The sequence below is a fragment of the Pseudomonas lutea genome (assembly GCF_000759445.1).
Taxonomy (GTDB): Bacteria; Pseudomonadota; Gammaproteobacteria; order Pseudomonadales; family Pseudomonadaceae; genus Aquipseudomonas; species Aquipseudomonas lutea.
Genome location: NZ_JRMB01000003.1, coordinates 325,550 through 349,548 on the forward strand (window position 1 = coordinate 325,550; position 23,999 = coordinate 349,548).

29 protein-coding genes and 1 riboswitch are annotated in these 23,999 nt (G+C 59.3%); of the genes, 16 read left to right on the plus strand and 13 right to left on the minus strand.

Going from position 1 to position 23,999, the window contains the following annotated elements; translation table 11 throughout:
* Positions 1-4: 4 nt before the first annotated feature.
* From LT42_RS22245 to LT42_RS22260, 4 genes are all read right to left on the minus strand, one after another.
* A complete protein-coding gene (locus tag LT42_RS22245) occupies positions 5-943 on the minus strand; it encodes a MerR family transcriptional regulator (protein WP_037018267.1) in 939 nt (312 codons plus the stop codon).
* A gap of 2 nt (positions 944-945) precedes the next feature.
* On the minus strand, positions 946-1,926 hold the full coding sequence (locus LT42_RS22250; RefSeq protein WP_037018269.1) for a 2-thiouracil desulfurase family protein: 981 nt from the start codon (positions 1,924-1,926) through the stop codon (positions 946-948).
* A gap of 204 nt (positions 1,927-2,130) precedes the next feature.
* The gene (locus LT42_RS22255) at positions 2,131-2,346 is read right to left on the minus strand and encodes a TIGR02450 family Trp-rich protein (protein ID WP_037018271.1); all 216 of its coding nucleotides are present in this window, start codon (positions 2,344-2,346) and stop codon (positions 2,131-2,133) included.
* Positions 2,343-3,329: an NAD(P)/FAD-dependent oxidoreductase gene (locus LT42_RS22260; RefSeq protein WP_037018273.1), complete on the minus strand. Its 987-nt coding sequence runs from the start codon at positions 3,327-3,329 to the stop codon at positions 2,343-2,345. The genes LT42_RS22255 and LT42_RS22260 overlap by 4 nt, the downstream gene beginning before the upstream one ends.
* A 296-nt stretch (positions 3,330-3,625) precedes the next feature.
* On the opposite strand from LT42_RS22260, the gene LT42_RS22265 reads away from it, so the two are divergent.
* Both LT42_RS22265 and hemH read left to right on the plus strand, forming a co-directional pair.
* Positions 3,626-4,528, plus strand: a complete 903-nt coding sequence (locus LT42_RS22265; protein ID WP_037018276.1) for a TIGR01777 family oxidoreductase — start codon at positions 3,626-3,628, stop codon at positions 4,526-4,528.
* Positions 4,529-4,542: 14 nt separating this feature from the next.
* The gene (hemH, locus tag LT42_RS22270) at positions 4,543-5,571 is read left to right on the plus strand and encodes a ferrochelatase (protein WP_037018279.1); all 1,029 of its coding nucleotides are present in this window, start codon (positions 4,543-4,545) and stop codon (positions 5,569-5,571) included.
* Positions 5,572-6,567: 996 nt separating this feature from the next.
* Here the strand turns inward: hemH and LT42_RS22275 are convergent.
* Both LT42_RS22275 and upp read right to left on the minus strand, forming a co-directional pair.
* Positions 6,568-7,848 carry a uracil-xanthine permease family protein gene (locus LT42_RS22275; protein ID WP_037018282.1) on the minus strand — a complete coding sequence of 427 codons (1,281 nt, stop codon included), beginning with the start codon at positions 7,846-7,848 and terminating at the stop codon, positions 6,568-6,570.
* A complete protein-coding gene (upp, locus tag LT42_RS22280) occupies positions 7,848-8,486 on the minus strand; it encodes a uracil phosphoribosyltransferase (RefSeq protein WP_037018285.1) in 639 nt (212 codons plus the stop codon). Before upp ends, LT42_RS22275 begins: the two co-directional genes overlap by 1 nt.
* Positions 8,487-8,684: 198 nt before the next feature.
* Here upp and LT42_RS22285 point away from each other — a divergent pair, with 198 nt between their 5' ends.
* The 3 genes from LT42_RS22285 to LT42_RS22295 all read left to right on the plus strand — a co-directional run bounded on the left by LT42_RS22285 (position 8,685) and on the right by LT42_RS22295 (position 10,350).
* Positions 8,685-9,242: a hypoxanthine-guanine phosphoribosyltransferase gene (locus LT42_RS22285; RefSeq protein ID WP_037018287.1), complete on the plus strand. Its 558-nt coding sequence runs from the start codon at positions 8,685-8,687 to the stop codon at positions 9,240-9,242.
* A 268-nt stretch (positions 9,243-9,510) separates the two neighbouring features.
* Positions 9,511-9,996 carry a hypothetical protein gene (locus LT42_RS22290; RefSeq protein WP_037018288.1) on the plus strand — a complete coding sequence of 162 codons (486 nt, stop codon included), beginning with the start codon at positions 9,511-9,513 and terminating at the stop codon, positions 9,994-9,996.
* Positions 9,997-10,062: 66 nt separating this feature from the next.
* Positions 10,063-10,350 carry a PA4642 family protein gene (locus tag LT42_RS22295; protein ID WP_037018291.1) on the plus strand — a complete coding sequence of 96 codons (288 nt, stop codon included), beginning with the start codon at positions 10,063-10,065 and terminating at the stop codon, positions 10,348-10,350.
* 113 nt (positions 10,351-10,463) lie between these two features.
* Here LT42_RS22295 and mqo read toward each other — a convergent pair whose 3' ends face one another.
* Together mqo and LT42_RS22310 are read right to left on the minus strand one after the other, a co-directional pair.
* Positions 10,464-11,969 (minus strand): malate dehydrogenase (quinone), encoded by a 1,506-nt coding sequence (mqo, locus tag LT42_RS22300; RefSeq protein ID WP_037018294.1) that lies wholly within the window; start codon positions 11,967-11,969, stop codon positions 10,464-10,466.
* A gap of 727 nt (positions 11,970-12,696) precedes the next feature.
* Positions 12,697-12,930 (minus strand): hypothetical protein, encoded by a 234-nt coding sequence (locus LT42_RS22310; RefSeq protein ID WP_037018298.1) that lies wholly within the window; start codon positions 12,928-12,930, stop codon positions 12,697-12,699.
* 213 nt (positions 12,931-13,143) lie between these two features.
* Here LT42_RS22310 and LT42_RS22315 point away from each other — a divergent pair, with 213 nt between their 5' ends.
* Positions 13,144-13,725, plus strand: a complete 582-nt coding sequence (locus LT42_RS22315; protein WP_037018301.1) for a YajG family lipoprotein — start codon at positions 13,144-13,146, stop codon at positions 13,723-13,725.
* A 101-nt stretch (positions 13,726-13,826) separates the two neighbouring features.
* Here the strand turns inward: LT42_RS22315 and LT42_RS22320 are convergent, their stop codons facing one another.
* Positions 13,827-14,030: a hypothetical protein gene (locus LT42_RS22320; RefSeq protein ID WP_037018303.1), complete on the minus strand. Its 204-nt coding sequence runs from the start codon at positions 14,028-14,030 to the stop codon at positions 13,827-13,829.
* A 140-nt stretch (positions 14,031-14,170) separates the two neighbouring features.
* On the opposite strand from LT42_RS22320, the gene LT42_RS22325 reads away from it, so the two are divergent.
* Positions 14,171-14,440: a hypothetical protein gene (locus tag LT42_RS22325; RefSeq protein WP_037018305.1), complete on the plus strand. Its 270-nt coding sequence runs from the start codon at positions 14,171-14,173 to the stop codon at positions 14,438-14,440.
* Between the two features lie 103 nt (positions 14,441-14,543).
* On the opposite strand, the gene LT42_RS22330 is transcribed toward LT42_RS22325, so the two are convergent.
* A complete protein-coding gene (locus LT42_RS22330) occupies positions 14,544-15,707 on the minus strand; it encodes a 1-acyl-sn-glycerol-3-phosphate acyltransferase (protein ID WP_037018307.1) in 1,164 nt (387 codons plus the stop codon).
* A gap of 215 nt (positions 15,708-15,922) precedes the next feature.
* On the opposite strand from LT42_RS22330, the gene LT42_RS22335 reads away from it, so the two are divergent.
* From LT42_RS22335 to LT42_RS22350, 4 genes are all read left to right on the plus strand, one after another.
* The gene (locus tag LT42_RS22335; RefSeq protein ID WP_037018309.1) at positions 15,923-16,105 is read left to right on the plus strand and encodes a CPXCG motif-containing cysteine-rich protein; all 183 of its coding nucleotides are present in this window, start codon (positions 15,923-15,925) and stop codon (positions 16,103-16,105) included.
* Entirely contained in the window at positions 16,105-16,365 is a 261-nt protein-coding gene (locus LT42_RS22340) for a putative signal transducing protein (protein WP_037018311.1), read from the plus strand. Before LT42_RS22335 ends, LT42_RS22340 begins: the two co-directional genes overlap by 1 nt.
* 51 nt (positions 16,366-16,416) lie before the next feature.
* Positions 16,417-17,076, plus strand: a complete 660-nt coding sequence (locus LT42_RS22345; RefSeq protein WP_037018314.1) for an SOS response-associated peptidase — start codon at positions 16,417-16,419, stop codon at positions 17,074-17,076.
* A 307-nt stretch (positions 17,077-17,383) separates the two neighbouring features.
* Positions 17,384-18,202 carry a M48 family metallopeptidase gene (locus LT42_RS22350; protein WP_037018316.1) on the plus strand — a complete coding sequence of 273 codons (819 nt, stop codon included), beginning with the start codon at positions 17,384-17,386 and terminating at the stop codon, positions 18,200-18,202.
* A 175-nt stretch (positions 18,203-18,377) separates the two neighbouring features.
* On the opposite strand, the gene LT42_RS22355 is transcribed toward LT42_RS22350, so the two are convergent.
* The 3 genes from LT42_RS22355 to LT42_RS22365 form a co-directional block, all read right to left on the minus strand.
* Positions 18,378-18,962, minus strand: a complete 585-nt coding sequence (locus tag LT42_RS22355; protein ID WP_037018318.1) for a TMEM165/GDT1 family protein — start codon at positions 18,960-18,962, stop codon at positions 18,378-18,380.
* An 89-nt stretch (positions 18,963-19,051) separates the two neighbouring features.
* Positions 19,052-19,173: riboswitch (yybP-ykoY riboswitch) on the minus strand.
* Positions 19,174-19,212: 39 nt separating this feature from the next.
* The gene (locus LT42_RS22360) at positions 19,213-20,211 is read right to left on the minus strand and encodes a class I SAM-dependent methyltransferase (protein WP_037018579.1); all 999 of its coding nucleotides are present in this window, start codon (positions 20,209-20,211) and stop codon (positions 19,213-19,215) included.
* A 94-nt stretch (positions 20,212-20,305) separates the two neighbouring features.
* A complete protein-coding gene (locus LT42_RS22365; protein WP_037018320.1) occupies positions 20,306-21,271 on the minus strand; it encodes a 2-hydroxyacid dehydrogenase in 966 nt (321 codons plus the stop codon).
* An 89-nt stretch (positions 21,272-21,360) separates the two neighbouring features.
* On the opposite strand from LT42_RS22365, the gene LT42_RS22370 reads away from it, so the two are divergent.
* The 5 genes from LT42_RS22370 to LT42_RS22385 all read left to right on the plus strand — a co-directional run bounded on the left by LT42_RS22370 (position 21,361) and on the right by LT42_RS22385 (position 23,553).
* Positions 21,361-21,990 carry a LysE family translocator gene (locus tag LT42_RS22370; protein WP_037018323.1) on the plus strand — a complete coding sequence of 210 codons (630 nt, stop codon included), beginning with the start codon at positions 21,361-21,363 and terminating at the stop codon, positions 21,988-21,990.
* A 137-nt stretch (positions 21,991-22,127) separates the two neighbouring features.
* Positions 22,128-22,883 (plus strand): S-type pyocin domain-containing protein, encoded by a 756-nt coding sequence (locus LT42_RS22375; RefSeq protein ID WP_152597725.1) that lies wholly within the window; start codon positions 22,128-22,130, stop codon positions 22,881-22,883.
* The gene (locus LT42_RS22380; protein WP_037018326.1) at positions 22,880-23,143 is read left to right on the plus strand and encodes a bacteriocin immunity protein; all 264 of its coding nucleotides are present in this window, start codon (positions 22,880-22,882) and stop codon (positions 23,141-23,143) included. Before LT42_RS22375 ends, LT42_RS22380 begins: the two co-directional genes overlap by 4 nt.
* The gene (locus LT42_RS26355) at positions 23,109-23,300 is read left to right on the plus strand and encodes an HNH endonuclease family protein (RefSeq protein ID WP_152597726.1); all 192 of its coding nucleotides are present in this window, start codon (positions 23,109-23,111) and stop codon (positions 23,298-23,300) included. The genes LT42_RS22380 and LT42_RS26355 overlap by 35 nt, the downstream gene beginning before the upstream one ends.
* On the plus strand, positions 23,290-23,553 hold the full coding sequence (locus LT42_RS22385; protein ID WP_037018328.1) for a bacteriocin immunity protein: 264 nt from the start codon (positions 23,290-23,292) through the stop codon (positions 23,551-23,553). Before LT42_RS26355 ends, LT42_RS22385 begins: the two co-directional genes overlap by 11 nt.
* The last annotated feature ends 446 nt before the right edge of the window (positions 23,554-23,999 follow it).

Below are 23,999 nucleotides of genomic sequence, written 5' to 3' on the forward strand. Positions count from 1 at the left end.
TTCCTTAGATGAGCCCCAGCCGCTGCAACGCCAACTGCGCGGTCAAAGGGTCTTCGGCGAGCGTCAGACCAGTGACCTCACGCTCTGCTGCGGACAGGTCCGTCGAATGGATGCGTACCGCCGGCCCGACGATCAGCTTCGGGCACTCAATGTTGTGCAGCAGGCGAGGCAGCTGCCCGACGTTGAGTGATTTGCTGGAATACAGCAGCACGGCGCGGGGCTTGAGGTATTCGCAGGCCAGAGCCAGTTCGCCTGTTGGCAGCGGCCAGTCGAAGACTTCGACCGGGCAATCGGCGCTGCTGATCAACCAGGCGGTCAGCCACAAATGGGGCTCAAGCGGCAGGTCAGACTGATTGATCAGCAGCAACGGTGCGCCGCTGACCTGACGGTTGTTGTGGTACAGCCGCGCCCCGAACTTGCTGCGCAGCCAGGAGTAGAAGAACACTCGTTCCAGCTGGGCGCCAAACTGGCCTTGCCAGCGTTGTTCAAGAGAGGCCAACAAAGGGATCAATAGCTGTTCGCAGAGCGTGCGCGGTGGGTACAACGACATCGCTCGGTTCAGCGTGTCGTCCAGGCGGCGCTCAGCCAGTGCGGCGATGGCTTCATGCAGCGTCTGGCGCAGAATGTCCCAATCGTTTTCAACACTCGGTGCAGGCGCCTGGTGATCGTCGATCAGCTGCCTGACCTGGCTGACGGACACGCCACGGTTCAGCCAGGTCAGGATGATCAGTACGCGCTCTACGTGCTCATTGCTGTAAAGACGATGCCCCTTGGGCGTTCGGTGCGGGACGATAAGGCCGTAACGACGTTCCCAGGCACGAAGCGTCACAGCGTTTACACCGGTCAGGCGGGCGATTTCGCGAATGGGCAGCCATCCATTTTCAAACGGGCTCGCGGAGTCTTGCGGGTCGCCTTCCGGCGGTTCTTGCTCGGTAGTGGTCATGGTTAAATCGCGTTGCGCAAACTGAGATTTTCCGGATGCGGCTGCAGGTACACCTGCAGCGCAATGTACGGATCGGGGTGTAGGCGAAAATGATGTTTGAGCAGCGTCAGTGGCACGACCAAGGGCACGATGCCTTGGTGGTACTGATTGATGAGGCCCTGAATTTCTTTCTTGTCGGAAGCACTGAGCGTCTGACGCAGGTAGCCGCACAGGTGCTGAAGCACATTGGTGTGCGTGCGACGTGTGGCCGGTTTCTTCAGCGCGCTCATCAGCTGGCTGAAATAGCGCGGTGCGACTTCGGCTGGGTCATTACGCCCCATGGTTCCCAACAGATTTCCGAGCGACTTGTACTGGATGGGGTCGTTGGCCATCAACTGGTATTTGTAGCGTGCGTGAAAATCAGTCAGTGCACGGCGAGTGATGCCGCTTTTCATCAGGGTCTGCCAGGCTGCGTAGGCAAACACCCGAGTGATAAAGTTTTCGCGCAAAACCGGGTCGTTGAGGCGGCCGTCTTCCTCGACCGGCAGATCTGGGTGACGTGCGCAGAATGCTTGAGCATAGATACCGCGTCCGCCGGTTTCGAAGGGTAAGCCGTTGTCGCGATACACCTTGACGCGCTCCAGCCCGCACGATGGTGACTTCTGCATGAAGATATAGCCGCAGATGTCATCCATTTCGCCGGCCATGTGCTCGCCATAGTCGGCCAATTGCTGCGTCACGTTCATCGCGGGGTGAACGCTGCCAACCGCCTGCGGATGCTCCGGATCACCGACTAAACGGATGGCTTCGCGAGGAATGCCCATGCCGATGGCAACCTCCGGGCAAGCCGGAACGAAATCGAAATACTCGTTGAGGGCACGGGTGAGCAGGTGCGATTCCTTGTGGCCGCCATTAAACCTGACTTCCACGCCCATCAGGCAGGCACTGACGCCCAGCTTGGGTTTGGCGACTTGCGCGGCTGATTGCTCGAGTACAGCAGACATGACAACCCCTCGATGGATTTCTTGTACAGGATTATTGTTCTGTACAACATTGGCTCATCATAGGTTCGTAGCTCTACAAGTCAAACAGTTTGTACAAGATTTCCGGTTGACACGACAGGTTGCTCCGGTTGGGCGCGGGAACATCACAAGCCGACTGTTCCAGGCACTACCCGTTCTGCTTGGCCGTTCCCTCTCTCGGCCGTGTTATCTCCAGCCCATCTGCCAGCTCTGATCGTTTTGCAAAACCTGCCACGCGAGCTTTTGGCTGCGCTTGGTCATGACGGCTTGCAGTTCGATTTCCAGCACCGTGCCTTCTTCGTCACAGAACAGCTCGGTCACAAGGAAGTGCTTTTCACGGTTTTGAGGGGCTGCTGCTGTCCACTTGGACAGCAGCAATTTACGCGGGTTAAGACGGTTCATTCGAGGTGCTCCAGCAACCGCCGCGCCGCCTCCTGCCCGCTCAGCCACGCGCCTTCGACACGGCCCGACAAGCACCAGTCGCCGCACACGTAGAGCCCGAGGTCCGGGTCGGACAGCGCGCCCACTTCGCGGCCACCCGCCGGCCTCGCATAAAGCCAGCGGTGGGCGAGGGTAAATGCGGGGGCCGGGATGGCGCAGTTGATCAGTTCGGCGAATGCGCCGTGCAGTTGATCGATCACCTCTTCCTTGGGCATGTCCAGGTGCTGGCGGCTCCAGGCGCTGGTGGCATGCAGGACCCAAGTGTCCATTGTGCTGTCGCGTCCGGGTTTGCTGCGATTGCGCGCCAGCCAGTCGATGGGGCTGTCTTGCACGAAGCAGCCTTCAAGGGCCGTATCCAGCGGTGCGTCGAACGCGAGGGCAACCGCCCAGGTCGGTTCCATTTTGACGCCGGCGACGACGCTTGCCAGCTTCGGGGCGTCAGCCAGCAGTGTGGTGGCCTGGGGGGCGGGAATGGCGATGACGACCTGGCTGAAGGGGCCATGGCTGCAGCCGTCGGCGTCCAGCAAATTCCAGTGCTGTTCGCCACGGAAAACTTCGGTAATACGGCAGGAAAAAGTCACCGGCAAATCGCCGAGCATCGCCCTGGTGATTGCGCTCATGCGCGGCGTGCCCACCCAGCGCACCTGCTCATCGGGCGAGAGGCTGAGTTTACCGCCGTGGAAGTTGTAGAGCTGGGGGTTCCATTCTGCAACGTGGCCGTCGGCCTGCCACTGCTGCACGGCAGAGGCGAAGCGGCGATCTCGTGCGGTGAAGTATTGTGCGCCCATGTCCAGCGCGCCGGCATCGCTGCGTTTGCTGGACATCCGGCCACCGCTTCCGCGGCTCTTGTCGAACAGGTGAACGCTGTGCCCGGCAGCCTGGAGCGCCTGGGCGGCGGAGAGTCCGGCGATGCCGGTTCCGATGATTGCGATAGGGACAGTCATAGGGGCCTCGTTACCTTGTCTGCACAGACTACGCCTCAGGCAAAAGCTGTACAATGCCGTTTTTCGGTATAAGTTGTTGCCCAGCGCACGCTGGGCTGAAGCGGCCATTGGCTCGCTGACAATCTAATACTTCGCTCTCATCGCTCAACCGCACGCTCATGCTGTCCTAGTGGACAGCGGCAAAGTGAATCACCAAAACGTGACCTAAAGTTGAGTGATGATTCCGACCACGAGCTCATGGCTTGTGAAGAAATAGACTCCGCAATTGCGATGAACGCCACGTAAGGAACTCAGTCATGCACATCTTGCTGACCGGCGGTACAGGCTTGATAGGACGTCGTTTGTGTAAGCACTGGCTCGCTCAAGGCCATCAGCTGACGGTCCTCAGTCGCACGCCCGGCGACGTGCCGCGTTTGTGTGGCGCCGAGGTTCGTGGCATCGCCCACCCGGACGACGTCGGCAGCCAGCACGTCGATGCCGTGGTAAACCTGGCCGGCGCGCCGATTGCCGACCGCCCGTGGACGCGCAAGCGCAAAGTACTGTTGTGGGACAGCCGCATAACGCTGACCGAGCAACTGGTGACGTGGCTTGAGCGTCGCGAACAGAAGCCCGACGTTTTTGTTTCCGGGTCCGCAGTGGGCTGGTACGGCGACGGCGGTGAGCGGGAGCTCGACGAAAGCTCCCCACCGGTCAGCGAAGATTTCGCCAGCCGGCTGTGCATTGCCTGGGAAGAAACCGCTCAACGGGCCGAAGCGTTGGGCATCCGCGTGGTGCTCGTGCGCACCGGGCTGGTGCTGGCCAACGAAGGCGGGATGCTGCAACGTTTGTTACCGCCTTTCAAGATGGGCATGGGCGGACCGATTGGCAACGGACGTCAATGGATGCCCTGGATTCATATTGAAGATCAAATCGCCCTGATTGATTTTCTGATGAAACGGGATGACGCCAGAGGTCCCTATAATGCCTGCGCGCCAGCACCGACCCGGAATCGCGATCTCGCCAAAACCCTCGCGTCAGTGCTGCACCGCCCGGCGTTCATGCCGATGCCGGCCGTGGCGCTCCGCTTGTTGCTTGGCGAGTTATCGATCCTGCTGCTGGGTGGTCAGCGCGCCCGGCCAGACCGCTTGCAGGAAGCGGGTTTCACTTTCCGATTCACTGATCTGCGCGCGGCACTGGAAAACCTTCTGGGCCGCCACTGACATCAAGGTGTTGCATGACCGATCACGCATTACTGCTGGTTAACCTGGGTTCACCGGCGTCTACGTCGGTGGCCGACGTACGCCGTTACCTCAATCAGTTTCTGATGGACCCTTATGTTATTGACGTGCCGTGGCCAGTGCGTCGCCTGATCGTCTCGCTGATTCTAATCAAGCGCCCGGAGCAGTCGGCACATGCCTATGCATCGATCTGGTGGGACGAGGGTTCGCCGCTGGTGGTGCTGAGCAAGCGGCTTCAGCAGGCGATGGTCAAGGAGTGGAAACACGGCCCGGTCGAATTGGCGATGCGCTACGGCGAGCCTTCAATTGAAACGGTGCTTACCCGTCTGGCCGCTCAAGGCATCAATAAGGTGACGTTGGCACCGCTTTACCCGCAGTTCGCTGACAGCACGGTGACCACTGTTATCGAGGAAGCCAAACGCGTAGTCCGTGAGAAGAAGCTGAGTTTCGACTTCTCGCTGCTGAAGCCGTTTTTCAATCAGCAGGAATACCTGGACGCCCTTGTGGAGAGCGTGCGTCCTCATTTGCAGCAGGATTACGACCACTTGCTGTTGAGCTTTCACGGCCTCCCCGAGCGTCATATCACCAAGCTCGATCCCACCGGCAACCACTGCTTTAAGAGCGGCAACTGCTGCCAGACTGTGTCGCCCGAAGTCTTGGCCGTCTGCTACCGCGCGCAGTGCATGCGCTCATCCGCTGAGTTCGCCAAGCTGATGGGGATCCCCGATGGCAAGTGGTCGGTGTCGTTTCAGTCGCGTCTTGGACGGGCCAAGTGGATCGAACCCTACACCGAGCCGCACTTGGCCGAGCTAGCCGCGCAAGGCGTGAAGAAGCTGCTGGTCATGTGCCCTGCCTTTGTCGCGGACTGCATCGAGACGCTGGAGGAAATTGGCGATCGCGGCGCAGAGCAATTCAAGGAAGCAGGGGGCGAGGAACTCGTATTGATCCCGTGCCTGAACGATGACCCGAACTGGGCCAGGGCGCTCAATACCTTGTGCGAAAAGGCACCGGCGGTGGTGCTTTAGTCACACCGAGCAAGAGCGTGTCGGTGAGCGTTGCTCAGCCGCCAGAGTGAAACTGATCTGGCGCATTCGTGAGCAAGCTCACTCCCACAGGTGGCTGTGTACGCTGAAGAATCATGGGTGCAGTACCGGAATACTGTGGGAGTGAGCTCACTCCAGCGGTAGCGCGTGTGCTAAAGGAACATGGGTGATGTTGTGGAGGACTGTGGGAGTGAGCTTGCTCGCGAAGGGGGGTCGTCCAGTCTTCATCAATGTGAAGTCAAGACAGCATTCGCCAGCAAGCCGGCTCCTACGGATTTGGCAGCGGCGGGCAAATCAAGGTGTTGCCCAAGCCCATTGGGCGATCCTTGGTGTGAACAGGCATGTCCTACAACCCGTCGCATTTCCCGGGCGTGTTGGACGCCCCGTGGCGTCTTCCGGACGTGTCGGAAGACCCATGGCATTTCCCGGACGTGTTGGACACCCATAGCGTTTCCGCAGGTGTCGGAATACCCGTTGCGTTCCCGGATTGTTGGACGATTCGTTGCGTTTCCCGGACGTGTTGGACACCCCGTAGCGTTTCCGCAGGTGTCGGCATACCCGTGGCGTTTCCCGGATTTTTCGGACGATTCGTTGCGGTTCCCGTACGTGTTGGACGCCCCGTAGCGTTTCCGCAGGTGTCAGAATACCCGTGGCGTTTCCCGGATTTTTCGGACGATTCGTTGCGTTTCCCGTACGTGCCGGACGCCCCGTAGCGTTTCCGCAGGTGTCGGCATACCCGTGGCGTTTCCCGGATTTTTTTGACGATTCGTGACATTTCCCGGAGTTGTTGGACGACCCGTGGCGTCTCCCGGATCTGTAGGAGCCGGCTTGCTGGCGAACCGGGCTGAGCATTCGCCGTAGGTCCACGCGGAATACACGTCGCTCGCAACAATGTTCATAACGCTCAGCCGCTATAACCCGCAGGCGAAAAAAGGGGCGTCACGTGAGTGAAGCCCCTTTTTTTATAACGCTATGACGCTAAGGCAACTGGTCATCCAGGTGCTTGTTCTTCCATGCATCGTTACCCGGCAGGATGAGATTCAGCACGATGGCGGTCACGGCGCACAGCGCAATGCCCTTCATGCCGAAATCATCAGGGCCGTTGCCGGTGCCGATGAGTACACCGCCAATACCAAATACCAGCGTAACCGACACGATCACCAGGTTGCGCGCCTCTGCCAGATCAACCTTGTGGCGAATCAGCGTGTTCATGCCTACCGCCGCGATCGAACCGAACAACAGGCACAGAATCCCGCCCATGACCGGCACCGGAATGCTCTGCAGCAATGCCCCAAACTTGCCGATAAACGCCAGGGTGATGGCGAAAATCGCAGCCCAGGTCATGATTTTCGGGTTGTAGTTTTTGGTCAGCATGACCGCGCCAGTGACCTCGGCGTAGGTCGTGTTGGGCGGCCCCCCGAAAGCGCCGGCCACGGTTGTCGCGATGCCGTCGCCCAGCAGCGTGCGATGCAGGCCGGGTTTCTTCAGATAATCACGGCCTGTCACGCTGCCCACCGCAATCACGCCGCCGATGTGTTCAATGGCCGGCGCCAGCGCCACTGGCACAATGAACAGGATGGCCTGCCAGTTGAACTCCGGTGCCGTGAAGTGCGGCAAGGCGAGCCACGGCGCCGCAGCAATCTTCGCCACGTCGACCACGCCGAAGTAGAAGGACAGCGCGAAACCCACCAGCACGCCCGAGATAATAGGCACCAGACGGAAGATGCCTTTGCCGAACACCGCAACGATCAACGTGGTCAGCAGCGCGGCCATGGAAATGATGATGGCGGTGTTGTACGGAATCAGCTCGGCGGCGCCATCGCCGGTGCGACCCATGGCCATGTTTGCAGCAATGGGAGCCATCGCCAAACCGATGGAAATGATCACCGGGCCGATCACCACGGGCGGCAGCAGGCGGTCGATGAAACCGGTGCCTTTGATCTTCACTGCCAGGCCGAGGAAGGTGTAGACGAACCCGGCCGCCATGACGCCGCCCATGGTCGCAGCCAGGCCGAACTGCCCTTTGGCGAGGATGATCGGGGTAATGAAGGCAAAGCTGGAGGCGAGGAATACCGGCACCTGACGCCCCGTCACCACCTGGAAGCACAGTGTGCCGAGCCCTGCGGTGAACAGCGCAACGTTGGGGTCAAGGCCGGTAATCAGCGGCATCAGTACCAGCGCGCCAAATGCCACGAAGAGCATCTGCGCCCCCGACAATATGGTCCGCCAGAGTGGATCGTTGAACTCATCCGGCTTCATCAGGCGTCCTTCTGCTTGGTGCCGAAGATCTTGTCACCGGCATCGCCCAGGCCCGGAATGATGTAGCCATGTTCGTTCAGGCACTGGTCGATGGACGCCGTGTAGATGTTGACGTCGGGATGAGCCTTTTCAACCGCAGCGATGCCTTCCGGTGCGGCCACCAGGACCATTGCGCGGATGTCGCGGCAGCCTGCCTTTTTCAACAGGTCAATGGTCGCGACCATGGACGAGCCTGTGGCAAGCATCGGGTCGATGATCAGCGCCAGACGCTGGTCGATCTCCAGGGCAAGTTTTTCCAGGTAGGTATGCGCTTCGAGGGTCTCTTCGTTGCGCGCAACGCCCACGGCGCTGACCTTGGCGCCCGGGATCAGGCTGAGCACACCTTCGAGCATGCCGATGCCCGCGCGCAGGATTGGCACCACGGTGATTTTCTTGCCGGCGATCTTCTCGACCTGAACCGTACCGGCCCACCCTTCGATGTTGTAGGTTTCCAGCGGCAGGTCTTTCGTCGCTTCGTAAGTCAGTAGCGCGCCGACTTCCTGGGCCAGTTCACGAAAATTCTTGGTGCTGATGTCGGCACGGCGCATCAGGCCGAGCTTGTGGCGGATCAGCGGATGGCGGATCTCACGAATGGGCATAGGGGAAAGGCTCCAGCGGGCGGGCAAAAAAAACGGCTTAGATTAATCTATTCAGCTGTAACTTGTCCTGAAGGTTGGCGGCGGGCTTCCACATTTGTGGTACGGCAGTGCAACGTTAGTCCAGAAACACTTGCCCTGATGTCGGCGGATGCGTACCTTTGCCCGCTTTTCCTCAAACAGCACCCCCTGGAGAGCGTCATGTCCGCTGATCTCGAGCATATCCGTCAAGTCATGCGCGAGGCCGACTGCCTTTACAACGAGGCCGAAGTCGAGGCCTCCATCGCCCGCGTTGGCGAGCAAATCAATGGCGTGCTGGCCGACCGTAACCCGGTGGTATTTTGCGTAATGAATGGCGGGCTGATCTTCGCCGGCAAACTGCTCACCCATCTGAATTTTCCGCTGGAAGCGTCCTACCTGCACGCTACCCGCTATCGCAATGAAACCAGCGGCGGCGACCTGTTCTGGAAAGCCAAACCTGAAGTGTCTTTCATCGACCGTGACGTGCTGATCATTGACGACATCCTTGATGAGGGTCATACCCTCGGCGCGATCATCGACTTCTGCAAACACGCGGGTGCTCGCGCAGTCCACACTGCCGTACTGATCGACAAGGATCACGACCGCAAAGCGCGGCCGGACCTGAAGGCCGATTTTGTCGGCCTTCCTTGCATCGATCGCTACATCTTCGGTTACGGCATGGATTACAAAGGCTACTGGCGCAACGCCGCCGGCATTTATGCCGTGAAAGGCATGTAAAGAAACTCCAGGCTGTCTCATGTCGTGAGGTCTACCTGAAATTTTGGGCACTTACCGAGATTGACTGTGGGATCGCGCTTGCCCGCGAAAGCATTCGTCCGGTTATCGTCGATGCTGCCTGATCTACCGCCTTCGCGGGCAAGCGCGCTCCTACAGAATGGGGCGTCCATTCGAGTTTCAGAGGTTGCCGATATCGCTCGGCACAACCTGCAGATGAGCGGCGTACGGCACATGCTAGAGTGCCTCCCACTTTTTTCGGGAGGCGCCCATGCCCTTATCGTTTCGAAGCACCGCTGCGTTGATATTGCTGATGACGTTGCCACTTCCCGCGCTTGCCGAACCCATGCACGCGCAATACCTCCCGCCGGATGAGCTGTCGGTGCGCGAAGGCGAGCCAGAGCAGCAGCAATTGCTGCAGATCATCGAGTATTCGGTGGTAGTGGGCAGCCAGCGACAGTCGAACCAGCAACCCATCCCCGTCACTTCTCCACTGATTGTGCGCCTGAAAGGCAAGCCCATGAACAAGGGTGCGACCATTGCCGAAGTGTTGATCCATTTCGACGGTGAAAGCAAAAGCCTGAAGAAACCCACCTACGATGAGTCTTCTCGCACGCTGACGTTGTACTACCCCGCGACCCAGTACCGTGCGGTCATGGATTTGCTGCGCAACGAGAAGGTTTACTGCCAGTTTCTCAGCTACGCCAACGGCCATGTCTGGGCCGACCTGCACACCGGTAGCGTACGCGCGCGTTGAGCCCGCGCACGAGCGGGGGGTAAACTGCCCGCCACGAAATGTCCCGCAAGTCAGTTGGAGTCAGCAATGCGTAAAGATAAGAAGCAGGTGATTGGCGATGAAATCGGCGACGCCCAGATCAAGCAGTTTCTGGACTTCGAGCCGGTCGACGCTACCTCTCCATCGCTGCACAAGCTGATCAAAGCCTATCGCGGCCTGCGCGTTGACGACTTCGCGCGATTCCTTACGTTCTTCAAGGAAGCCGGCTACGACCTCGACGGCAAGGACGAGCACGGCAATGACTTCGTGACCCTGATCAAGGATCAGCGTAACGCCGAGGATTACATCGAACTGATTGAAAAGGCGAAAGGCTGAGCAATGACGCTGGGCCAGATTGCCTGACGCCGTGCCGGCACCGGGCGCAAACTAAAAACCCCACCTTTTCAGGTGGGGTTTTTTGTTGCGCGGGACCTAAGGGCGGTGAGGTATCAAGCGAAACTTGCCGTTTCGCTGTTCTGCACCAGGTCAAGGCTTTGGTCGCTCTGGGCACTGACACGCTGGTAAAGCTGCGCGTCGGTTTCCAGCGCTTTTTCGCGGGCCGGGAAGATCTCGTTCAGCTTGGCGGCCCACTCGGTACGCGCTTTATCCGGGAAGCAGCGTTCAAGCAGATCCAGCATGATCGAAACCGTCACCGAAGCGCCTGGCGAGGCGCCGAGCAGCGCCGCGAGCGAGCCGTCTTTGGCCGACACCAGTTCGGTACCGAATTGCAGGACGCCACCTTTTTTAGGGTCCTTCTTGATGATCTGCACCCGTTGCCCTGCGATTTCCAGCCGCCAGTCTTCAGCTTTGGCCTCTGGGTAAAAACGCCGCAGTGCATCCAGTCGCTGCTCCATGGACTGCCGCACTTCGCTGATCAGGTATTTGGTCAGGTCCATGTTGTCACGGGCTACTGCGAGCATCGGAGCGATATTCGCCGCGCGGATCGACAGCGGCAAGTCCATGAGCGAGCCGTGCTTGAGGAACTTGGTCGTGAACCCGGCATAGGGCCCGAACAGCAGGGATGTCTTGCCGTCGACAACTCGGGTGTCCAGGTGCGGTACTGACATGGGCGGGGAACCCACGGCGGCCTGGCTGTAAACCTTGGCCTGGTGATGCTTGACCACTTCAGGGTTGTCGCAACGCAGCCACTGGCCGCTCACCGGGAAGCCGCCGAAACCCTTGCCTTCTTCGATGCCGGACATCTGCAGCAATGGCAGCGCTGCGCCGCCGGCGCCGAGGAACACGAATTTGGCGTCGATATCGCGGGTGCTACCGCTGTTCACGTCTTTGATGGTGACGGTCCAGCCATCGCCCTTGCGAGTGAGGTCAGTGACGCGTTTGCAGTACTTGACCTGTGCATCGGGCGCGCTGGCCAGGTGCTTGAGCAGCAGGTTGGTCAGATTGCCGAAGTTGACGTCCGTGCCATGCATGACCCGGGTCGCGGCGATGGGCTCGTCGGCCGGACGGCCGGGCATCATCAGTGGCATCCATTCGGCCAGCCTGGCTTTGTCTTCGGTGTACTCCATGGAAGAGAAGGCGTGATGGGTACGCAGCGCTTCGTAACGCTTTTTCAGATACGCCATGCCTTTTTCACCCTGAACGAAGCTCAGGTGCGGAACCGGGGTGATGAAGGAGCGCGAAGAACCGAACGTGCCTTTACGAGCGAGGTAGGCCCAGAACTGTTTGGACACCTCGAACTGGGTGTTGATGTGAATCGCTTTTTTGGTGTCGATCGAGCCATCGGCCGTTTCCGGCGTGTAGTTCAGCTCGCACAGCCCGGCGTGGCCGGTGCCTGCGTTGTTCCAGGGGTTGGAGCTTTCTGCAGCACCGGAATCCATGAGCTCCACCACCTCAAGCTTGAGGCTGGGGTCGAGCTCTTTGAGCAGTACGGCGAGGGTGGCACTCATGATGCCTGCCCCGACCAACACTACGTCGACTGCTTCGTTATGCGCCATTAACGCGTCTCCAAAATCTGCAGCACCAAATTGACGGCATGCATTCCCGTGGTCAGTCGCCAGTTGCGGGCGGCGCGGCTTGGCGCGGTGCCTCGTACAACCTGGCCGGGATCGCCATGTCCGATTCTTCGCAATTTTGCATCTTCAGCGGACGCCACCGAACGAGCCTGGTTGATGCTTACACGATCAGCATGAACGCATTTTTCGGCCCGAACAGCCATTCGACTATCGTCAAGGCATCCGGTTGTGCAACCCGTCCGGCTGGACAGGCTTCAGGCTCCTGTGACGGAGACTGCGTTGCGGTCGGTCCTTTGCAAGGGGGCTGGGTCAGACGCTAACGGTGCATTTACAAACGCGTAACTATTCATTTGCTTGCCACACTCTTGTGAAGTTGTGAAAACCCGTTTTTTTCACGCTCTTTTGGAGACGCGAACCTCAAAAAGGGCTGCGCGGTGGCAGCTCTGGCAGATCAGGTTCATACGCGATGTGAGGCAAGGACTGGCGCGGGACGTTCAAACCGATTGACTGTCCGGCATCAGTGCTGCGCCCGCATCGGGCTGCACATGTCTGTGTGGAAGGCTCTCTGTGGGCAATGCGGAGGAGTCGACAGGTGCTGTCAACGATGCTGCGAGGCCCGATCAGGAGACGTCCTTATAATCGGGGGAAGATTATAGCGATGAAACGGGCAGAAATGATCCAGCAAAAATGACTTTTATTTGCCTTCCGGTCAGATACTGAGCAATTGCCGGGCGGTAATCGCACGTGACCGGGAAGTCACTCGGGCGCTGGAGGGAAGGGGACGGTTCAGCCAGCACAAGTTGGCATCGTGGACCTCGACCCAACCCTGGCCGCAGGGCTGCTGAGCGCAGTGCTTGAACGACACGCAAATTCCATGCTGGTCCACGAGGGCATAGTGACGATAGCGGCGGCGCACTGAAAACAACGACCAAAGAAAGTCCATGGCAGGACTCCTTGCTGGAGAGTTGAAAAAAGTATCGCGCGCGGGCATGACATCGCTGTGACGTTGCGATTGCGCAATTGTGTTGATTGCCGCTGCGGGGTCGTACCGGAACCGTTGCGATGGCACTTTGTCGTATCTTTACCCTAGTGAGCGGCCTCGGGAGGTCGCTATACTGCGGCACATTTTTGTGCCTTGGCCCATGGAGAAATGAGCATGTTGCGTCGCGTTCTGTTCGGTTTGCTTGCCGCTGGCAGTCTGACCCTGGCGGGCTGTGCCCACAGCCCGCAATCCCTCACGCCGGAGCCCAAGCTGAACGCTCAACTGGCGCCGGTCGGTCACGGTCAGCAAGTGGTGGTGCGGGTGGTTGACGGCCGTCAGTCGCAGACGCTCGGCACGCGCGGCGGCCTTTACCCGGAAACCAGTTCGATCACGGTGAACGGCCAGCAGTTGCTGCCACAGTTGCAGGCCCAGGCTGAAGCGGGCGTGCGGTTGCTGGGGTTCACGCCGGTGCAGAACGGCAGCGGTCCGCAATTGACCGTCACGTTGGCAGACCTGAAGTACCAATCACCCAAGGAAGGCCTGTACGTCACCGAGGCCAACATCAGCTCGACGTTCCGCGCTGATGTCCAGAACGCCGGGCGTAACTACAGCGGCCGCTACGCAGCCTCGTTGGATCAGCGCTTCGGCATGGCGCCGAACGAAGAGACCAACACCAAGCTGATCAGCGATGTGCTGAGCGACGCACTGACTCGCCTGTTCCAGGATCAGACGATCGGCCGTACCCTCGGCCAATAAGCGCTACGCCCAAGGTGATAAAAAGCCCCGGCTTCGTGAGAAGTCGGGGCTTTTTTTTGCAGGCAATTTGCAGGATCAGGCGGAGCCGTTGCTCGACGCTTTCAGGCAGCCTGGTAAAAATCCAGAAAACTGTACCCGGTCTGAAGATCCACATCCGGCAGATCATTGTGCGCATGGCCGCCAAGGGCGCAGTACACCAGCCAGTGCCTGTCCTGGACGTTGAAGGCGAGCGCGTCGATCAATGCTTCCTGTTCGTCACTGGGGGCAATGAGGTAAAGGCGGTCCTGGTTGTGGGCGTGAAGCATGACGCTCTCCGTGGCAGTGGGTCGGTTTGAGGTCCCGTACAGTGCCCGGTTCAGGTGACGTTAAGGTGACAGCGCTTAGTGTGATCGGCAGATCCACACAGAGTCTGCGGCGCGCATTGAGCCGGCGCCATCGAGGCATCATGTCGCTCATCCATCACTCCCCCGGCATCGCCATCAACCTCTGCGCCTTGCTCGCGGCAGGCCCCGGCATCTGGCTATTGCACACCACCCGCTCGCGCGAGCAGCGGGAGTTGGCTCATCTGCACCACCTCACCGAGCAGGCCCCCATCGATGAGCCCATGCACCTGATGGACGTGCCGACGCTGCGCATGATCCGCATGAGTTACCGGTTCGGGACGGCATGCCTGGCCTTCGCGCTGCTGTTGTCATGGATGAGCACAAAGCTCTAAACAGGCGCAGGGGAGCAGATCCGTTTGCACGCTCGTCCTGGCTCATTGCAGCCGCCAATGAAAAACGGCGCCCCGTGGGCGCCGTTGATGCTTGAGCCGATGCCTAAAGTGGCAACCCGGCCTTGACCCGATACTGATTGCGCACCGGCATCGCGTACTGCTGAATCAGAAACGGGCGATGCTCGGCAGGGCAACCATTGAGGCGGCGCTGCCATTCGTCTTCCGCACGCTCCAGCTCATCGGCCGGGAATACGTCGGCAGCCTTCGGCACCTTCAGCGCCGGTTCGGCATCGGCCCACTGCGCGTAGGCCAGGTAATGCACCGGGAACAACCGGTAACCGCCCAGGATCTGCCGATCCATTTCAATCGCCAGCTGCTTGGTGTCTTCGAACAGCTCGGTGATCGGTGGCGCGAAGTTGACGTGCACGCGGCCCTTGTAACCGGTGATGCCCAGGGCAATGCTGACATCGTCCTCGCCGGGCACCTTGGTGTAGCCGCCCGTCGTCGCGCGGATGTAAAGCTCCCGGGCCTTGGCGTGATCGCAAGGGTCGTATTCGTAGCTGATCGAAACAGGCGTCAGGTTCAGGGAGCGGATGACTTCGCCGAACGGCTCGTCTTTACGGCTCATGTGAAACATCTTGAGGATGGCCGATTCGGTGCGGTCGTCGCCGTCTTTGGCGCGGCCTTCAGCCTGGGCGATCCAGATCGACTGACAGTCTGTACGGATCGAGTGGTTGATGTAGGCCGACAGCAACTGATAAGCGGCCATTTTCTCGCGGCGCCCGGTAATGGAGCGATGCACGATGAAGCTTTTGTTCAGGCGCATCAGGTCGCTGACGAAGGGCTTTTGCAAAAGGTTGTCGCCAATGGCGATGCGCGGCGTCGGCAAGCCCGCGTGGTAGACCGCATAGTTGACGAAAGCCGGGTCCATCACGATGTCGCGGTGGTTGGCCAGGAACAGGTAGGCCACCCCGGACTTGAACTGCTCGACGCCGGTGTAGGTCACACCGTCAGTGGCGCGTTCAATGGTGTGATCGACGTAATGCTCAACCTTGTCCTGCAAGGCGGCGACGGTATCGATACCCGCGAACTGGCGGCGCAGCTTGCGCGCGATGGCGGGTTGCAGGATCCAGCCGAGGGTGCCGGCCAGTCGCGGAAATCGGAAATGCGTGAGGATCGCAAGGAACGCCTTGTCACCCAGCAGCCGGTCAAGCACGGCTTTTACTTCGGTGTCGTCGTACGGTCGGATGGCATCGAATTCGCCCATCATGCTCTCTTGTCGGAAACAGCTAAGGTAAAGGAGGGTCGAGTCCGCTCGCATTGGCCTGGACGAAGGCCCAGAGGCCTGATCCCTGGAAGGCGGCCGCGCAGCAAGACGGCTTCGCTCAAGGTGCAGACAATGCCGATGCCCGGATGTCAGGGATAAAGCTCGACCCGCAAACAAGTCGGCGATTATACGCAAAACTGGGCCCGGAGACTGTGATGCAGGAAATACAGGATTATGAATGCCCTTATTGCGGCGAACCGGTGGAAGCCGTGCTGGACTTGTCGGGTGGCGATCAGGCCTACATTGAAGATTGCCCTGTCTGTTGCAGGCCGATCAATTTCAGCCTGCAAACCGATGGGGAAGACTGGACGCTCGACGTGCGCAGCGAGAACGAGTGATGCGAAAGGTTTATGAGCCCGAGCACCTGATGGAGGGCGAGCTGCTGCAGGCAATGCTTGCCAGCGAAGGTATCGAATCTCACATCACCGGGCGCCATTTGCTCGGCGCCGTCGGGGATCTGCCTGCGTTCGGTTTGCTGGGTCTCACGGTCGACGACGACCGAGCCGAGCAGGCGCGTCAGTTGATCACCGAGTACAATGCCGCTTTTCCGCTGCCCGGCGACGAGCCTGACAGTTACCCCGATGTACTGCTGTGCTGAATCTCCTTTGGTGGCGCTGCATCCGTTTTGATCAAGAGTTGTGCTCAACCCATGTGTGGACGCTATGCCCTGTTTCGTTGGTCACCTGCCTTTGCCGCTTTGCCCGGATTCCCGAGTGACCAGCATGCGCAGTGGAATATTTCTCCAGCCGCTTCGGTCTTGATGGTCAGGGCGGCGGCGGGTCAGAGCGAGGAGGGCGGATCAGGCGTTGGTGAGGAGCCCGGTCGTGAGGTGGCGCGAGCACGCTGGGGGCTGACCCCGCCATGGTTGACCGACATGTCCCGCACACCGGCCCACGCGCGGGCCGAAACCGTGGCCGAACAACCGATGTTCCGCCAGGCTTTTCGTGAACGACGCTGCCTGCTTCCGGCCAACGGCTTTTATGAGTGGCGCGGGACCGTGCGTAAACGACCGTTCTGGTTGACGCCAGCCGAGGGGTCCACCCTGTATTTCGCCGCGATCTGGGAAGCGTACCCCGTCGAGGGCCACACGTACTTGAGCACTGCTGTGATCACCCAATCGGCCATGAGCCAGCGCCGCCCGCTCATCCTCGATGAAGAAGGGCAACGCGCCTGGCTCGACCCGGACTGCCCGTTGATCACGTTGCAGGCAATGCTCGCCGCGCCGCAGCTTCAACTGCGCGAACGACCACTGGCCAATCTGGTGAACGATCCCAAGCTCAATGCGCCGGAATGCCTGACGCCTTTGTAGCTCCCTTTTGCTCGCGTTAAACACGCCGATATTCGCTGCAGGACAGCCCGAATGTTCAGGTGGGGTATTTCTTCGCGAACAAGGTGGAGCGCCACCCCGGTCACTCCCATAGGGACCATGTTTGCTGCGCGACAGCGCGGTGTCTGGACGAGGAGGGGTCTCCTACCGTGATCTGCCAGCGAAGCCTGAGGGCGGCACGAACGATCGCGGAGTTTGTTCGCCCCATTTCGCCTCCCAGACGGCTGGCATCTGGTGCTCAGCCTGCGTATTGCCTAGGATGGCGCGATTGTTTCAATGGAGATACGAAATGCGCAGGATTTTTGCTCTTTGTGGCGTGACAGCAGCTTTGCTGATCGCAGGCTGCCAGGCGGTCAACACCACCACCGGTGACTCGGTGGGTGTCGAGCGCAAGCAATACATGTTCAGCATGCTCTCGACCGATCAGGTCAATCAGATGTACGCCCAGTCGTATCAGCAGACCGTCAGCGAAGCGTCCTCCAAAGGCGTGCTCGACAACAGCAGTGCTGAGGCCAAACGTGTCCAGGCCGTGGCCAAACGGCTTATCGCCCAGGCGCCGAAACTGCGACCCGACGCTGCGCAGTGGCAGTGGGACGTCAACCTCATCAAAAGCGATGAGTTGAACGCCAACTGCGGTCCGGGCGGCAAGATCATCGTGTACAGCGGGCTGATCGACACGCTCAAGCTCAGCGACGACGAGTTGGCTGCGGTCATGGGTCACGAGATCGCCCATGCCTTGCGCGAACACGGGCGTGAAGCCATGTCCAAGGCGTACGGCGTGCAAATGGCGAAGCAGGGCGCCGGTGCGTTACTGGGGCTGGGCCAGGACAGCCTGGCGCTGGCCGACACCGTGGTTGATTACAGCCTGACGCTGCCAAACAGCCGCGCCAACGAAAACGAAGCTGACCTGCTCGGGCTGGAGCTCGCGGCGCGGGCAGGGTACAACCCGAACGCCGCGATCACCCTGTGGCAGAAGATGGAAGCACAAGGCGGCGCGTCGCAGCCAGAATTCATGAGCACCCACCCGGCTTCATCCAACCGGATTGCCTCTTTGCAAGCCGCGATCCCGAAAGTGATGCCGTTGTACCAACAGGCACCAAAGGGCTGATCATCGCCTGATCCCGATAGGTGTGAGCTTGCGCGTTGTTTTTCGGAGCGGGCTGGTGCATGAAACTCTGTAGGAGTGAGCTAGCTCGCGATCATCAACTGTCGTCGCGTATCTGCGGAACGCTTCAAGAGCATCGCGAGCAAGCTCACTCCTACAATGGGTTGCCGTCTGCGGCCTATACCCAGCCGCTGACCTGCATCGCCTTGTAGACGGCAACGATCGCCAGAATGAAAAACGCGCCTGCGGCCAGGCGGCGAATCAAGGTCAGGGGCAGCTTCTCGGCCGCGAAATTACCTGCCAGCACCACCGGTACGTTAGCCAGCAACATGCCCAATGTCGTCCCGATAATCACCAGCCACAGGTAGGAATATTGCGCAGCCAGCATGACCGTGGCGATTTGTGTCTTGTCGCCGATCTCTGCGATGAAGAACGCGATGAGCGTGGTCAGGAAGGGGCCGAACTTGCGTGCGGTATTGGCTTCGTCGTCGTCAAGCTTGTCTGGCACCAGCGTCCACAACGCAGTGGCGGTAAAGCTGGCGGCGAGAATCCAGTGCAGGATGGCGTCGGACAGATAGGTGCTGAACCACGCACCGACGGCGCCGGCTGCGGCATGGTTGGCCAGCGTGGCTGCAACGATACCGGCAATGATTGGCCATGGCTTGCGAAATCGAGCAGCCAGCACGAGCGCGAGGAGTTGGGTCTTGTCACCGATTTCAGCCAGTGCGACGACAGCGGTGGGGACCAACAGGGATTCCAGCATCAGGGTTTTCCTAAGGGGCGGGTCGACACGGCTATGACACGTACAACCTCCCCGCCCCGGGTCAGGATGTTCGTGTCATAGGTCTTGTCAAACCACCGATCCGTCTGAGCGGATCTGGGGTCGCACGCACCATGGTCTGAGGACCAAGTATGTTGATGCGTGCCGGACGAGCGTGGCGCTCGTGGGAGACTACTCCCCTAGGACGGAGCGGATTCTGCCTAGACGTTTGCCTTTCGGCAAGCGCTAATTATCACGCACGTTTAGCGCGGTAAATCCTAAAGCCCTGACCCTCGGCCATCACCGCGCAGGGCCCCAGGTGCGCCTCGATGATCGGCTGATAGCGCAGGAAACTATTCGCCACCAGTCGAAGTTCGCCACCTTTTCGCAGATGTTCTCGCGCTTTTTTCAGCAGATTTTCGGTCGCGGCGTAGTCGGTATGCACGCCGGTATGGAAGGGAGGATTGGTCAGGATCGAGTCCAGATCCTCGGGGGCCGCATCAATGCCGTTACCGGTCAGCACCTCGGCCTCCAGGCCATTGGCTGCAAGGGTGAGGCGGCTGCTGGCGGTGGCGAACGCATCGACATCAAGCATCGTCACGCGCGTTTCGGGGTATCGACGTTTCACTGCCGCACCGAGTAAGCCTGCGCCGCAGCCGAAATCGAGCACGTGGCCGGCGGGGAGTCTGTCGATGTTCTCCAGCAGCAATGCCGAGCCTCTGTCCAGGCGACCATGGCTGAAAACGCCGGGCAGGCTCACTACTTTCAGTGCGCCGCCTTCGATTTCGACGTCGAAGCGTTTGGCCAGGCTGTCGAGCTCAACCTCCTGTGGAGGATTTTCAACGGTGACTTGCCAGAGCTGGCAGTGACGAGCGCTGTCCAGCTTGCGGGTACGGCCCAAGGGGCTGAGCTGGCGGGCGGCGGCTTCGATGCCGCCGCGCTTTTCGCCCACCAGAAACAGTTCTCGGCCCGCCAGGCGCGAAGCCAGCGCGTTAATAAGGTAGTCGGCGAGGTCGCGGGCCTTTGGCAAAAAAAGCACGGCGGCCTCGAAGGGCTCGGCCGGTGCTTCGGTGCCAAAATGCACACGCTCGGCAAAGCGTGTATTGAGTGTGGCGAAGTCGCCGGCATGCCAGCTCCAGCCGCGTGCGTTCGGCAGTGTGCCTAGCAGATCATCGGCCGGGAGGCCGGTCAGCAGCAAAGAGCCTTGAAACAAATCGGCCTGCCGGAGTAACACTTCACTGCGCGGGTCCATCATCGGCTCCTCGAAAAAAAGGGCGAAGTCTAACAGGCCTGCCGGGCCGTGCGCGCCTTGCAAAGCCGCACTCCAGCCGGCGATCGAATGGCTGTCAGCTCACGACCCGAATGGGTTTTCCTGCCTGAAATGCCAAGGCGTTTTCGTTGATCTGGCCGACAATGCGCTGTCGGGCTTCCTGGCTGCCCCATGCGCTGTGCGGCGTGATAATCAAGCGCGGAATATCCCCTGACAGCAGCGGGTTGCCGTTGACCGGTGGCTCGACGGTCAGTACATCGGTGGCCGCACCGGCGAGATGGCCGTTGCGCAGGGCGTCGGCCAGGGCTTGTTCGTTGATCAAGCCGCCACGCGCAGTGTTGATGACGAATGCTTTTGGTTTCAGCAGGCTCAATTCATCGGCGCCAATCATGTCGCGCGTGTGATCGTTGAGCGGGCAGTGCAGGGTCAGGGCATCGACCTGCGGCAGCAGCTCATTCAGGGGTACGCGATCGGGTCGTGCGGGGCGGCCAGGGATCTGGCCCGACAGCACGCGCATGCCGAAGGCTTCGGCCAGCTTCGCGACGGCGCCGCCCAGTTCGCCATGCCCCAGCAGGCCGAGAGTTTTGCCTTCCAGCTCTACGATAGGAAAATCCAGCAGGCAGAACTGCTTCGACTTCTGCCACTGGCCCTGATGAATGGCCTGTTGGTAGTCGGGCAGGCGAGTGGCCATGGCCAGCAGCAGCATTAGCGTGTGCTGAGCAACAGAAGGCGTGCCGTAGCCCTGGCAGTTGCTGACGACCACTCCGTGTTTGCGCGCAGCGTCGAGGTCAATGTTGTTGACCCCGGTTGCGGTGATCAGCACCAGCTTGAGGCTCGGGCAGGCGGCAAACGTGGCGGCATCGATCACGATCTTGTTGGAGATTGCCACTTCGGCGTCCTTCAGACGCTCAGCGACTTGATCCGGTGTGGTGCTGGCGTGCAGCACCAGATCGCTGAACGTCTCACGCCACGGCGAGAGGTCGAGGTCCCCCAGATCCAGAGAGGTGTGATCCAGGAAAACTGCTCGGCATTGACTGGGCATCAGCTGTACCTTTTGCTCGGTGAGTGGGAGGCGTAATGTAACGAGCCTACCAGAGCCTGCCGCTCGCCAATACGCCTGGAGAACCTTCGATGTACTGGACGGAATTTCTAACCGTTGCGCTGATTCACCTGCTGGCGGTCGCCAGCCCCGGCCCGGATTTCGCGGTCGTTGTGCGCGAAAGCGTGACCCACGGGCGCAAGGCCGGCACTTACACGGCCATGGGCGTGGGCACGGCGATATTCCTGCACGTGGGCTATTCGCTATTGGGGATTGGCCTGATCGTTTCGCAGTCCATCGTGCTGTTCAATGCCTTGAAATGGGCCGCCGCCGCATACCTGCTTTACATCGGCTTCAAGGCGTTGCGCGCCAAGCCGGCGAGCGCGTCGGATGCCCCGATCGACATCGCCAAAGGCGAGCGCACCGCCCGAGGTGCCTTTACAGCCGGGTTCGTCACCAATGGGCTCAATCCGAAAGCGACCCTGTTCTTCCTTTCGCTGTTCACCGTTGTGATCAACCCGCACACGCCGATGCTGGTCCAGGCCGGTTATGGCGTTTACCTCGCATTCGCGACCGGCGCATGGTTCTGCATGGTGGCACGCCTGTTCAGCCAACCGCGAGTGCGTGCCGGGTTCGCCCGAATGGGCCACTGGTTTGATCGGGCCATGGGCGGCGTTCTGGTTGCGTTGGGTTTGAAGCTGGCGTTTACGGAAATGCATTGATGTTGGGTTGACGATTTTCTGCACGGCTCCGTTACGTTCGAATGCGATGCCGGAGATTATGAGAATAAATGCAACTCAGCTCAGTTCACTGGACTGAAGCTTGAAAACGGAAACCCGCCGGTAAGGCGGGTTTTTTTTTGCCCAATGCATTTCGGGAAGCCGACGGTTTGATGGTCAGCTCCAAAGTCCGTGTGCGAACGTTCGTCTATAACCCGAGCACCAAAGCGTATGAATTTAAACAGGACGGGGCAGACCGCCCGGCTCTGATCTGGACAGCCGCGGTTAGCCCAGAGAGCAGTTCCACCGTTTTGCCGGCCGATGATTCCAGGGACCCTGAATATTCCGGGGCCGCTATCTCGCCCGTTTCGGAGGAGCTTGGACGTTTCCCGACTTACGACATAGAGGATTTTGAGGACTACATACTCGTCTTTCCGGCGGACTCGGGCCTGCCGCCTGTGTATGTCATGTTCAACAGCCCCAGGTATTTGCCAGGGGTTGTGAGCGGTTTCGGTGGCGATATCGATCCCCAATGGGAGACCAAGGCCTCGGGCGGGCTCGGATCGCCAATACCCGCAGTGGTTGCGGATGCCCTCAGAGGTAACGAGTACGCTCAGTTTCGAAATTTCAAGCGTGCTATCTGGCGGGAGATGTCAAAGCATGCAGAGATTACCCAAGGCATGAGCGAAAGAAATATAAAATTAATCAAACAGGGTAAAGCCCCGATTGCCCCCAATGCGGAGCAAAAAAACGGACGAAGGTGGTATGAAATCCATCACATTTCCTTGATTTCAAAAGGCGGAGATGTCTACGGGATCGATAATTTAGGAATCAACACCCCAGCGCAACACGATAGGATTCATCAAGATATTCGTAAGAATGAGGAACGTCCATGAAAAATCACACGATTGAAGATATGACTGAAGACGAATTTCTGAAATTGGTTAAAAAAGTATGCAGTGGTGATTACAGAACTCAATACCAACATGGTCAAGCGATCGGAGAGTTTCAACGTTTGAGTGAACATCCCGACGGCTCCGATTTGATTTACTACCCCAAACCCGATGCTGATGATTCTCCGGAAGGAATAGTAAAAGAAGTCAAGGCCTGGCGAGCAGCTAATGGTAAAGCTGGTTTCAAGTCGGCGTCTAATTGACTGGCGATCTACAGTAAAACTCGAAATACATCACGTTGTTCCAATCTCACAGGGAGGAGATGTGTACGGCGTTGATAATTTAAGGCTCAACACCCCAGCTAACCACGACGCAATCCACACAGATTTACGTAATGAGGGACGTGACAATGAACGCTGAGACGATTCAAGACATCACCGAAGCAGAGTTTTTAGAGTTCGTTAGAAAAATCTGTGTTATGGACTACAAAACTGAGTATCAGCACACCCAAGCGGTAATGACTTTTGAGGGCCTCGGCGAACACCCCGATGGCTCCGATTTGTTCTACTACCCCAAACCCGATGCTGATAATTCTCCGGAAGGGATAGTAAAAGAAGTCAAGGCCTGGCGAGCAGCTAATGGTAAAGCTGGTTTCAAGTCGGCGTCTGATTGACTACCCATTGGGCATCTTCATATTTATTTAAAAGGAATTTATCAATGGCTCATTACACAGTGTTACTTCAGCAGCTCCCAGGCTCAAGCACTGATTGATCAGCGAGCCCAAGAATCAGCGTTGCGAGAAGCCCGACTGGCGACAGAGCTAGTAGCGGTTACCAGGGAGCCCGTTCCACAAACGCGCTCCGACGCAAGAGGTGAGCCAGAAGATGACCTTGCTGACAGTCAACCGCTTCGCCATTTACTTTTTGTTCCAGGTCCATTGGCGATGGTGGAAGTCGAGCGCGCCACCGTCGTGCTGAAGCAACGGATTGATACTGCTGTGGCTGAATACGCCTCCGCAATCGGGCCTTATCTGACAACGCCGAGCACGTCGGCCAGTCTTGCCACTTGAGGATGTAATGGCCGACTGGCTGCCCCGAAATGACCAAACGCAGATGATCC